General features: G+C 67.9%; 8 protein-coding genes. 5 read left to right on the plus strand and 3 right to left on the minus strand.

Annotated elements, in window-relative coordinates:
• Positions 1-87: 87 nt before the first annotated feature.
• From ACEQXV_RS06745 to ACEQXV_RS06755, 3 genes are all read right to left on the minus strand, one after another.
• On the minus strand, positions 88-1,083 hold the full coding sequence (locus ACEQXV_RS06745; protein WP_370251561.1) for a TAXI family TRAP transporter solute-binding subunit: 996 nt from the start codon (positions 1,081-1,083) through the stop codon (positions 88-90).
• 326 nt (positions 1,084-1,409) lie between these two features.
• Positions 1,410-2,756: a sigma-54-dependent transcriptional regulator gene (locus tag ACEQXV_RS06750; RefSeq protein WP_370251559.1), complete on the minus strand. Its 1,347-nt coding sequence runs from the start codon at positions 2,754-2,756 to the stop codon at positions 1,410-1,412.
• Entirely contained in the window at positions 2,753-4,618 is a 1,866-nt protein-coding gene (locus ACEQXV_RS06755; protein ID WP_370268427.1) for an ATP-binding protein, read from the minus strand. The genes ACEQXV_RS06750 and ACEQXV_RS06755 overlap by 4 nt, the downstream gene beginning before the upstream one ends.
• A 110-nt stretch (positions 4,619-4,728) precedes the next feature.
• Between ACEQXV_RS06755 and ACEQXV_RS06760 the strand changes: the two genes are divergently transcribed.
• The 5 genes from ACEQXV_RS06760 to ACEQXV_RS06780 form a co-directional block, all read left to right on the plus strand.
• Entirely contained in the window at positions 4,729-6,162 is a 1,434-nt protein-coding gene (locus tag ACEQXV_RS06760) for an amidase (RefSeq protein ID WP_370268429.1), read from the plus strand.
• A gap of 68 nt (positions 6,163-6,230) precedes the next feature.
• Positions 6,231-7,754 carry a malonyl-CoA synthase gene (locus ACEQXV_RS06765; RefSeq protein WP_370268430.1) on the plus strand — a complete coding sequence of 508 codons (1,524 nt, stop codon included), beginning with the start codon at positions 6,231-6,233 and terminating at the stop codon, positions 7,752-7,754.
• Positions 7,751-9,085, plus strand: coding sequence for a CoA transferase (locus tag ACEQXV_RS06770; RefSeq protein ID WP_370268431.1), 1,335 nt, complete (start codon positions 7,751-7,753; stop codon positions 9,083-9,085). Before ACEQXV_RS06765 ends, ACEQXV_RS06770 begins: the two co-directional genes overlap by 4 nt.
• Positions 9,086-9,291: 206 nt before the next feature.
• Positions 9,292-11,379, plus strand: a complete 2,088-nt coding sequence (locus ACEQXV_RS06775; RefSeq protein WP_370268432.1) for a hydantoinase/oxoprolinase family protein — start codon at positions 9,292-9,294, stop codon at positions 11,377-11,379.
• A 3-nt stretch (positions 11,380-11,382) separates the two neighbouring features.
• On the plus strand, positions 11,383-12,263 hold an 881-nt coding region (locus tag ACEQXV_RS06780), incomplete at its 3' end, for a hydantoinase B/oxoprolinase family protein (RefSeq protein WP_370268434.1).

Below are 12,263 nucleotides of genomic sequence, written 5' to 3' on the forward strand. Positions count from 1 at the left end.
GTCGGTTGTCAGGGGCGGATCCCGGTTTGAAAATGCCGCGCCCGGGGGTGGGCGCGGCACAGGTTCTTTGAAGGCCTCAGGCCACGATTACATGTCGCCGTGGATCATGTCGGCGGGGATATCCGCGCCAGCATTTTCCATGAACCACTGGGCCGCGCCGGGGTGCCACATCAGGACGCCGTTCTTGTCCCAGTTCTCGGGCAGGGTGGAGCGGGCCGCGCGGTGGATGTTCACCATGCGCTCGTTGTCCGACATCACCACGTCGACGACGGCGTAGACGAAGCTTGCCGGCAGGTCGCAGTTCGCGATGGCGAAGTTCCACATGGAGACCGAGCGTGCATCGTGGTCCAGCGTGGTGTAGGTGTCGGCCGCGATGTTGAAGGCCGAAACCGGGAAGGCTTCCATGATGGTGGCCTGCTCTTCCTCGGTGAACTCGATGATGTTCACGTCGGTCTGCACTTCCAGCTGGCTCACCGCCGGAACCGGCACACCGGCTGCGAAGGCGATCACGTCCAGCAGGCCGTCCTGAAGCTGACCGCCCAGGTCGGACCAGCCGCCATTGCGACGCTCGAAGTCCACGCCGAGGGTTTCCATCATGCGCGGGAAGTAGGTGTCCGAAGTCGAGCCTGCGGGGCCGAAGCCGATGCGGGCGCCTGCGGGGATGTCCGCGATGGACGTAATGCCGGACGAGGCCAGAGCGGTGACCGAGAACGGGGTCTGGTACATCGGGAACATGGCGCAGGCATTGGTCATCGGCAGGCCGGGCGCGATCGGGTTGGTGCCCTGAAGCGATTCAGCCGCCGGGCCCATGGTGGTCATGCCGAACTGGGCTTCGCCGGTGTGCACCAGCGCCATGTTCTGCATCGGGCCGCCGGTGACTTCGCCGCCGCCGGTGATGCCCAGCTCTTCCGCGACGAGGTTCGCCCAACCCGAGCCGTAGGCAAAGTAGGTGCCGCCCTGCGAGGCGGTGCCCACGGTGAAGCTTTCCGGCCAGCCTTCGCGGTCCATGTGGCCGTCGGCAAAGGCGACGGTCGTGGTCAGCGCGGTGGTCAGCGCGAACGCCGTGATCTTGGTGAGTTTCATACTGAAGTGTCCTCCGGTTCATGCCGGTCCCTGCCGGCTTTTCCGGATGAAGCCTCCTCTCCATCCGGTCGCCCCTGCTCGGGGCTGCGCCGGAACTAAGCGTCGGGAGGGGTGACTCGTTCAACGCGAGCCCAGGAAAAAAGACGAGCGCCGGGGCAGAAAAACCCGGGTGTGGGTGGAAAGAGGGACAAAGACGGTCCCGCCATGTTCCCGAACCGACACATTCGCGGGGTGGCGACGCGCCACGCGCCGCGAAATGCGCCGGATCCATCGGGCGCAGGCAACGGGGTTTTCAGAGGCCCGGTCGTCGGTGCATCGACGGGCCGTCACCCCGCGTCGCTGAAATCGCCGCGCGAGAGCCCGTATTTTTGCATCTTCTCGTAAAGTGCCTTCCGGCTCAGCCCGAGCGCCTCGTAGGTCTCTTTCAGGCTGCCCCCATGGGCGGCTAGGCTGGCCGCGATCAGGGCCTTTTCGTGGGCCGCCATGCGATCGGCCAGGGTGACTCCCTCTGGCACCGCTTCGGGTTCGACCCCGATATCGAGGTCCAGCCCAAGCGCGAAGCGGTCGGCCGCGTTGCGCAGCTCACGCACGTTGCCGGGCCAGCGGCGGGCGGCCACTGCCCCCAGGACAGCCCCGGGCACCTCGGGCACCGGACGCTTGTAGCGCGCAGCCGCCTCTGCCACGAGATGCGTGAACAGCCGGGGAATATCTTCGCGCCGCTCCTCAAGGTCGGGCATGCGCAAGGTCACCACGTTCAGTCGGTAGAGCAGGTCCGAGCGGAAGCCGCCCGTGGCCGCGGCTGCCTCCAGGTCCTGCTTGGAGGCCGCGATGAAACGCAGGTCCAGCGCCACGGGGTCGTTCGAGCCGAGCCGCGTGATGCTGCGGTTCTGGATCGCGGTCAGCAGCTTGGCCTGCACCGCCGGGCTCATCGCGTCGATCTCGTCCAGAAAGACAGTGCCGCCACGGGCATGTTCGAACTTGCCGTAACGGGCCCGGGTCGCGCCCGGGAACGCGCCTGCCTCGTGCCCGAAAAGCTCGCTCTCGATCAGGTCGGCGGGCAGGGCGGCGCAGTTGATGTGGACGAAGGGCTTGCCGTCACGGGCACTGGCGCGGTGGATCGCCCGTGCGGCTACTTCCTTGCCCGTGCCCGTCGCGCCCTGGATCAGCACGTCGGCATCGGTGGGCGCGATGGCGCGCACCTGTTCGCGCAGCCGAACCATCACCTCCGAGCGTCCCGTCAGGCGCGCCTCGATCTTGTCACGCCCGCCCACCTGCCGGCGCAGCGCCCGGTTTTCCAGCGTCAGCCGCCGCTTGTCGAGCGCGCGGCGCACGGTCGAGACCAGTCGCGCCGGGTCATAGGGCTTTTCGAGGAAGTCATAGGCTCCGTCGCGCATCGATTGAACGGCAAGGTCGACGTCGCCATGGCCCGTGACCAGGATCACGGGAAATTCCGGGTCGATCTCCAGCGCCCGCGCCATCAGGGTCAGCCCGTCCATGCCCGGCATGCGGATGTCGGTGACCAGGATGCCGGGAAAATCGCGCGCCACATGGGTCAGCGCCTTGGCCGCATCGGCGAAACAGTCCGGCTCCAGATCCTCCAGTTGCAGCGTCTGTTCTGCCGCCAGCCGCAGGTGATCCTCGTCATCGACGAACAGAATGGGTTCACGGGTCATTGGGCGGCCACGGCCTCGCTGCTTGTGCGCGCATCGCTCGCGGCAAGGTCGACGCTGAAGACCGCGCCCCCTTCGGGGTGGTTGCGGGCCGCCAGCGTGCCGCCGAAATCGCGCACGATATTGTAGGAGATGGACAGCCCCAGCCCCAGCCCCTTGCCGGGGCTCTTGGTGGTGAAGAACGGATCGAAGAGATGGGCCAGCGTGTCTTCGCTCAGGCCCGGCCCCCGGTCGCGCACCTCAACCCGCCTGCGGCTGCCTTCGGTCAGCACGGTGATCTCGATCTGCGGCGCGTCCAGCCGCTCCATCGCGTCGAGCGCGTTGGACAAGAGGTTGACCAGCACTTGTTGCAGGCGCACCCGACCGCCCATGACCTCAAGCTCGGCCTCCGGGCGCGTGTAGTGCAGCTCGGCCCCGGCGGCCTTCAGCTTGGGCGCCATCAACTCGAGCGCATCGTCGAGCACCGTCAGCAGCGGGATCGGCCCGATCTTGTCCTGCGGACGGCGGGCAAAATTGCGCAGATGCTTGGAAATCGACGCCATGCGGTCGGCCATCTGGGAAATCAGGCCGATATTCTTGCGCGCGTCCTCGGTCCGGTCGCGGTCAAGGAATGTGGCGGCGTTTTCCGCATAGGCCTTCACCGCGGCAAGCGGCTGGTTGAATTCGTGGCTCAGCGCCGCCGACATCTGGCCAAGCGCCGCCAGCTTGCCCGCCTGAACCAGTTCGCTCTGGGTCTGGCGCAGACGCCGTTCGGTGACCTTGCGTTCTTCGACCTCCTGCACCAGTTGCGTGTTGGCAGCGTTGAGATCGGCTGTGCGCTCGGCCACCCTGCGTTCCAGCTGTTCGCGGTGCTGGCGCTGCTGTTCCAGCCGTTCCACAAGGCGTGCGCGCCGTTGCAGGAACAGAACCGCCACAAGCCCGGCAAAAAGCAGAAGAAGCACGACAAGCGCCAGTGTCTGGCGGGCCTGGATGAGCGCGGGGCGCGTGGGGGTCAGCACCGACACCCGCCAGCCCGCTGCCGCGATCAGCCCGGTATTGGTGACGAACTCCTCCACCCCGTCCGCGCCGCGCACGCGCAGCAGGTCATGGCCCGGAACAAGCGCCTCCCGCTCGGTCTGCAACAGCCGCAGCTGGTCGAGCGGGTATTGCCGCGTGTCTGCGATGGTGTCGAGCGCGGCCTCGGGCAAAGGCCCCAGGCTGCTGAAATGCCAGTCCACCCGGTCTGACAGGAAGATCACGTTGGCCGGGTCTGACACGACGATCGTGTTGGGGCTGTCGCGCCAGGTGGTTTCGAACGCATCAAGCAGGATTTTCACCGCGACGACGCCGACGATCTCGGTGCCATCCAGGATGGGCGCGGCGAAGTAATAGCCGCGCTGGCCAGACGTGGTGCCAAGCGCATGAAAGCGGCCCCGCCCCTCGGACAGCGCCTGCGTGAAATAGGGCCGGTAATCGAAACGCCTGCCGACGAAAGAGGTCTCTCGGCGGTAGTTGCTGGCAGCGATTGTCAGGCCCTCGGTATCCATCACCCAGATATCGGCCACATCAAGCGTCAGCGAGGTCTGGCGCAATTGTTCGTTCGCGTAGGGAACAAGGCCCTGGTTGTCGGGATCGCGCAGGATGCGGGCCAGGATCGGGCGTTCGGCCAGCAGGCCAGGCAGAACCTCCGTTCGGCTGAGCGCCCCACGCAGGGACTCGGTCGCCAGGCGCAGGGTGGCTTCCTCGCGGGCTGCGGCCTGGGTCAGGAAATAGCGTTCCAGCCGGGGCAGGGCGGCCAGGCTCAGCCCGACCGCCAGCGCAACGATCACGACGAGCGATCGCAGCGCGAGGGATTTGCCGAGAGTTCTGGTCAGGCGCCTGGTCATGGCCCGCGATTATGGGCTGCGTCGGGGGGATTGCCTAGAGGCCGTGACAACGCGGTTTCCTTTGTCGCGGCGCTGGCTCATGCTGCGCCAAGGCAGGGGAGGACGCGCATATGACGCAAGCGGTGTTCACGGGGCCCGAGATCTGCGCCCGCGAGGCGCATGAGGTGGTGGCGATGCTGAAGGCGGGCGAGGTCTCGTCCTCCGAGCTGATCGATGCCGCGATGGCGCGGATCGCCGAGGTGGAGCCCACGGTGAACGCCACCGTGACGCTGTGCGAGGCGCGGGCGCGGGGCTCGGTTCTGGACCAAGCGAACGCGGATCACCCCGGCTGGCTGGCGGGCCTGCCCATCGGCATAAAGGACCTGATGCCGGTTGCAGGCGTGCGCACCACCTGGGGCACGCTCGGCCTCAAGGATTTCGTGCCCGAGGAGAGCCACCCGCTGGTGCACCGGCTGGAAGCGCGCGGCGGCGTCGTCCTGGGCAAGACCAACACGCCGGAAATGGGTGCGGGCGCCAACACCTTCAACGCGGTCTTCGGTGCCACGCGCAACCCCTGGAACACGGCGCTGAATGCCGGGGGCAGTTCGGGCGGGGCGGCGGTGTCGCTGGCCACGGGCGAGCTGTGGCTGTCGCATGGGTCCGACCTTGCGGGCAGCCTGCGCACACCGGCGGCCTTCTGCGGGGTTGTGGGCTTTCGCCCCAGCCCCGGCATCGCCGGCCCCGGCCCGGCGGGCAACCGCTTCTCGCCCGAGGCAGTGCAGGGCCCGATGGCCCGCTCGGTGCGCGACTGTGCGCTCTTCCTCGATGCCATGGCGGGCTTCGATCCGGCCTGGTCCATTTCCTTCCCGCCGCCCGAGGAGCCCTACCAGCAGGCGGTGCTCAGGGCCGACGAAAAGGTGCGCATCGCCTTTTCCCCGACGCTTGGGGGCTTCGCCCCGTGTTCGGCGGAGGTCGAGGCCCATCTCCGCGCCGCCCTCGCGCGGGTCGCCGCAGCGGGTGGCGTGGTCGAGGAGGCCTGCCCCGATCTCCCCGATCTCGACCGCACCTACCGCACCTTGCGGGCGCTGATCTGGGCCAGCGGAACCGGGCGCGCACCCGAGGCCGTGCAGCGCCACTACAAGGCCACGCTGACCCAGAACATCCGGCAGGGGCGCGACTTGACGGTTGATGACGTGGTCGATGCGCAACTTGCGAAATCCGAGCTGTTCGACCGGATGGCCCGGTTCCTTGGCGCTTTCGACGTGCTGGCCTGCCCGGTGGTCGGGCTGATGCCCGGCCCGGTCGAAGAGGAGTTCCCGCGCGTGTTGGATGGCCAGCCGCTGACCGATTACATCGACTGGCTCAAGTTCTCGTTCCTGTCGCCCACGACGGGTCTGCCATCGCTGTCGGTGCCTGTGGGGCTGACCGAGGCGGGCCTGCCCGTCGGGCTCCAGCTGATCGGCCCGCCCCGGGGCGAGGCGCGGCTTTTGCAGGTGGCGCGCGCCATCGAGGTGGCCTGCGGCGGGCCGCTCGGCCCCATCGACCCGGTGATCCGCGACCGCTGAACCCCTTGCGGGCTGGCCCGCTTCGCGGCATCACGGTGGCCGATGTGACGAGCAAGGGAACCGGTCCGATGTATGACAGCAATTACCTCGCCCACAGGCTGCGCCGTGCCTCTGCCGGTCACGAGGAGCGGACCTTCCTGACCCACGCCTCGGATGGGCGCGCGGTCAGCTTCGGCACCTTTTTCCACAATGCCGAACGCATGGCCTCGGCCTTGCGCCGCATGGGGGTGAAGCCCGGCGACCGGGTGGCCGTTCAGGCCCCCAAGACGCAGGAGATGCTGGAGCTTTACCTGGGCTGCGTGCTGGCAGGCGCGGTCTTCCTGCCGCTCAACACCGCCTATACCGCGGGCGAGGTCCGCTACTTCCTGGGCGATGCGACCCCGGCGCTCTTCGTCTGCGACCCCGCCCGCCTGGAGGACCTGACCCCGGTGGCCGAGGCCTGCGGCGTGGCGCAGCTCTGCACCATCGCGGCGGACGGTTCGGGCAGCCTGCGCGCGGCGCGCGACGGCGAGGTGCCGGGCTTCGACCCGGTGCCGCGTGGCCCGCTCGACCTGGCCGCGATCCTTTATACCTCGGGCACGACCGGGCGTTCTAAGGGCGCGATGCTGACCCATCGGGCACTGGCCTCGAACTCGGAAACCCTGCGCGATTACTGGCGCTTTACCGAGCAGGACGTGCTGATCCACGCGCTGCCCATTTTCCACACCCATGGTTTGTTCGTGGCGACCAACATCACCCTCATGGCGGGCGGCTCGTGCATCTTCCTGCCCGGCTTCGATGCCGATGCGATCCTGGCGGCGATGCCCGGGGCCACCGCGTTGATGGGTGTGCCCACCTTCTATACGCGGCTCTTGCAACAGGACGGGCTGGCCGAGGCCGCACGGGGCATGCGGCTCTTCGTGTCGGGGTCGGCCCCCTTGCTGGCGGAAACCCATGACCGCTGGCGCGCGGTGACGGGCCACGCGATCCTCGAACGCTACGGCATGACCGAGACCAACATGAACACCTCCAATCCCTACGAGGGCGACCGGCGCGCGGGCACCGTGGGCTTCCCGCTGCCGGGGGTGGAGCTGAAGGTCTGCGACCCCGAAACCGGCGCTGACCTGCCGCAAGGCGAGATCGGGGTGCTGGAAGTGCGGGGCGACAACGTCTTTGCCGGCTACTGGCAGATGCCGGAGAAGACGGCAGAGGAACTGCGCGCTGACGGGTTCTTCATCACCGGCGACCTGGGGCGGATCGACGAGGACGGATATGTCCATATCGTCGGCCGCGCGAAGGACCTGATCATCTCGGGCGGTTTCAATGTCTATCCCAAGGAAGTCGAAGCCCTGATCGACGACCTGCCCGGCGTCGATGAAAGCGCCGTGATCGGGGTGCCCCATCCCGATTTCGGAGAGGCGGTGGTCGCGGTCGTGGTCGCCCGAACTGGCGCGGAAGTGACTGAGGCCGGGGTGCAGCAGGCGCTGGCCGGGGACCTGGCGAAATTCAAGCAGCCCAAGCGGGTGATCATTTTGCCAGAGCTTCCCCGTAACACGATGGGCAAGGTCCAGAAGGCGGCCTTGCGCCAGGACTATGCAGGGCTGTTCGCATGAAAGAGATCTGCCAGGCGCTCGGCCTGACGGGGGACTGGCAGGAGACGGGGCAGGGCAGCCTGCCCTCCTGCTTCGGGGTCAGCGACCTGGCCTCTGCATCTGTCGCCTCGGTCGGCGAGGGGGCGGCGGCCCTGCGGGCCGCGCTCGGCGGAGGCAAGGCCGAGGTCAGTGTCGACAGGCGGCTCGCCTCGCTCTGGTTTTCCTTCTCCATCGACCCGCAGGGCTGGCAACTGCCGCCAGCATGGGACGACCTCGCCGGCGATTACCGGGCGGCGGATGGCTGGATCAAGCTCCATACCAATGCGCCGCATCACCGGGCGGCAGCGATCCGGGCGCTCGGCTGTGCCGAAACGCGCGAGGATGTCGCCCGGGCCGCGGCCCGTTGGCAGGCGTCCGAGTTGGAGGCGGCCGTTGTCGCCGAGGGCGGCGTTGCCGCCGAGATGCGCAGCATCGCGGCCTGGGGCAGGCACCCGCAGGGTGCCGCCGTGATCGCGGAACCGCTGGTGACGTGGGAGGAGACGCGCCCCGCCACGATCAGCGATTGGGGCGCAACCCCCGACAGGCCACTCAGGGGCCTGCGTGTGCTCGACCTTACGCGCATCCTTGCGGGCCCTGTCGCGACCCGTGCCCTGGCGGGGTTCGGTGCCGATGTCCTGCGCATCGACCCGGTGGACTGGGAGGAGCCGAGCCTTGCGCCGGACGTGACGCTTGGCAAGCACTGTGCCCGGCTGGACCTGCGCACCCCCGAAGGCCGGGCACGGTTTGAAGAGCTGCTGGCCGGCGCCGATCTCTTCGTCAACGGCTACCGTCCCGATGCCTTGGAGCGGCTCGGTCTCGGGGCGGGCTGGCGGGCGCGGGTGGCGCCGCAGGTGATGGAAATCCGGCTCTCGGCCTATGGATGGACTGGGCCTTGGGCGCTGCGGCGGGGCTATGACAGCCTGGTGCAGATGTCGGCGGGGATCGCGGCAGCGGGAATGGACTGGGCGGGGGCAGATCGGCCCACACCTCTTCCAGTTCAGGCGCTCGACCATGCCACGGGCTACCTGATGGCCGGCGCGGCCCTCGCGGCCCTTCGCGATGCGGTTGCCGGGCGCGGATTGCGAAATGCCCGCCTTTCCCTGGCCCGCACGGCAGCGCTGCTGGCGCAGTATCCGGCAGATGACCGCGCCCCTTTCCCCAAGGCAGGAGAGGCGGATTACGCGCAGGCAATCGAAACAACGCCCTGGGGTCCAGCCCGGCGGCTGCGCCCGGCGCTCAGCGTCGCGGGCGTGCCGATCCATTGGGACAGGCCCGCCTGCGAACTGGGAAGCACCGCACCCGCCTGGCCCTGATCACGGCAGATTTCGCTTGATCGACTCACGTCGTCGGGGCCTCATGCGGGTCAGAACCGCCTGAGGGTGACCCCATGCAGCCCATTGCCTACGCCCCCGCGAAAGACGCCATGAACCGGCGCGCGACCGGCTGCGACCTGGTGCCTGCGCTCGGCTGAGTCTCAGCCCGCTCCGCCCGCACCGACACCCGCTCAGGATTTCCAGACATGACAGAGACCGCCCTGCGGCTCGCCACCGATATCGGCGGCACCTTTACCGATACCGTGCTGATGGACGGTTCGGGCCGGGTGCTGGCCTCCAACAAGGTTCTCACCACCCACGACCTGCCGGCAGATGGCGCATACGAGGGCGCGACCCGCGCCCTCGCCGCCGCGGGCAAGGAGCTTGGCGATGTGACCGGCTTCATCCACGGCACCACGCTGGCCACCAATGCGCTTATCGAACGGCGCGGGGCGGTGGTGGCAACGATCACCACCGAAGGCTTCCGCGACATCCTGGAGATCGCCTATGAACGCCGCTACGCCCAATATGACATCAACCTCGAGAAGCCCGATCTGCTGGTGCCACGCACACGTGCCTTTACCGTGCCTGAACGCATGTCGGTGTCTGGGAAGGTGCTGATCCCGCTCGATGAAAGCGCGATGCCGGGCCTACTGGCAGAGCTTGACGAAAGCGGCGCGGATGCGGTCGCGATCTGCCTGCTTCATGCCTATGCCAACCCTGCCCATGAACGCCGCTTGCGCGATCTCATCGGGGCCGCGCGGCCCGGTCTGACGGTATCGCTGTCCAGCGATGTCAGCCCCGAGGCACGGGAATTCGACCGGCTGTCGACCACCGTGGCCAATGCGTATATCCAGCCGATGATGGCCGGCTACCTTGCCGCGTTCGAGGCGCGGTTTCGCGACGCTGGCCTGGCCTGTCCCATCCTGATGATGACGGCGGGCGGCGGCATGTGCACGCTGGACACCGCCGCACGCTTTCCGATCCGGCTCGTGGAGTCGGGGCCGGTGGGCGGCGCGATCCTGGCCGCGCGGATCGCCCGAGAAAATGGATTGCCCGAGGTCCTGTCCTTCGACATGGGCGGAACCACGGCCAAGCTCTGCCTCATCGAAGGCGGAGCGCCGCAGACCTCGCGGGCCTTTGAAATCGCGCGTGCGGCGCGCTTCATCAAGGGCTCGGGCATGCCCGTGCGCATCCCGGTGATCGAGATGATCGAGATCGGGGCGGGGGGTGGCTCGGTCGCTGCGGTGGATCGGCTCGGGCGGCTGACCGTCGGGCCCGAAAGCGCGGGCTCGGATCCGGGGCCCGTGGCCTTCGGACGCGGCGGTGCACACCCCACGGTGACCGATGCCGATGTCGCGCTTGGCTACATCCGGCCAGAGGGCTTTGCCGAGGGGCAGTTCAAGCTGGACCCCGCGGCCGCAACGGCTGCCCTCGCGGCCAGTGTCGGCACGCCCCTTGGCGTGTCACCGGTCGAGGCCGCCGATGGCGTCAGCCGGATCGTCGATGAAAGCATGGCCAGCGCCGCGCGCATGCACGCGGTCGAATGGGGCAAGGACCTGACCCCGCGCACCATGATTGCCTTCGGCGGAAACGGCCCGCTTCACGCAGCCCGGGTGGCGCGTTCGGCGGGTGTGTCGCGCATCCTTGTTCCGGTCAATCCCGGCGTGGGGTCTGCCGTGGGGTTTCTTTATGCGCCCGTCGGGTTCGAGCTGGTGCGCAGCCGTTATGCGCTCCTCTCCTCGCTTGATCTCGGCGCCATCAACGCGCTTTTCACAGAGATCGCGGCCGAGGCCCTGGCGGTGGTGCGTCAGGGTGCCCCCGATGCGCCCGTGTTCACCTCGCGCAGCGCGTTCATGCGCTATCACGGGCAGGGCCACGAGATCGAGATCGCGCTGCCCGACCGAAACCTTGCCGCAGAGGACTTGCCCGCGCTGACCGAGGTCTTCGAGACCGCCTATGCGCGGCAGTTTTCCCGCCCTGTGCCCGGCATGGATATCGAGGTGCTGAACTGGGCCGTAAAGGTGGAAACCGAGGCGTTCCGTCCACGGCCAGTGTCCCCCGATCCCGCCCCGCGCGACTGTCAGCCGGAGCGGCAGGTCACTCTCTTCTGCGATGTGACAGGCCAAGAGCGCAGTGCCGGGCTTGTGGACCGCGCAGAGCTTGCCCCCGGCGATCGTCTGCAAGGCCCCGTGCTGATCGCCGAGCCACAGACCACCACCTTCGTCGCCGCCGATTTCACCGCCCGCGTGGATATGCGGGGCAACCTCGTGCTTGAACGGGAAGGAGCCTGAGCCATGACCGAACTGTCCGTCCCCCGCCTTCAGGTGATGTGGAACCGCCTGCTGGCCGTGGTCGAAGAACAGGGCCAGACGCTGATCCGAGCGGCCTTTTCCCCCATCGTGCGCGAATGCGGCGACATCAGCGCGGGCATATTCGACGAGGATGGCCGGATGCTGGCCCAGGCCGTGACCGGAACGCCGGGCCATATCAACACCATGGCCGAAGCGGTCAAATCCCTGCGGGCGCGCTTCCCGGTCGAGGACATGGCGCCGGGTGACATCTACATGACCAACGACCCCTGGCTTGCCTCGGGCCACCTGAACGACTTCTTGCTGATGATGCCCGTGTTCAAGGCGGGGCGGGTCGTGGGCTATACTTCCTGCACCTCGCATCTGGTCGATCTTGGTGGGCAGGGCATGGGCCCCGAAGGATCCGACATCTTTGACGAGGGGCTGCTGATCCCGCCCTGCAAGCTGGTCGATCGGGGCGAGGTGAACGCGCTCTTGCTTGACATCGTGAAGGCCAACAGCCGTGAACCGATCGCCAACGAGGGCGATATCTACGCGCTCATCGCCTGTTGCGAGGCAGGGGCCGCGCGGCTCGTATCCATGATGGAGGAATATGGGCTAGAACGGCTCGACCCGCTGGCCGATTACATCATCGAAACATCGCGGCGCGGCACGCTGGAGGCCATCGCGGCGCTGGCCCCGGGCACCTACCGCTACGTGCTGCGCGTCGATGGTTACGAAGAGGAACTGGAGCTTCACGCGGCGCTGACGGTCAGCCCAGAGGGCCTGCATCTCGATTTCGCCGGCACCTCGGGCTGTTCGGCAAAAGGCATCAACGTGCCCCTGAATTACGCAACAGCCTATTCGGTCTTCGCCCTGCGCTGCCT

The organism is Nioella sp. (genome assembly GCF_964229645.1).
Classification (GTDB): domain Bacteria; phylum Pseudomonadota; class Alphaproteobacteria; order Rhodobacterales; family Rhodobacteraceae; genus Nioella.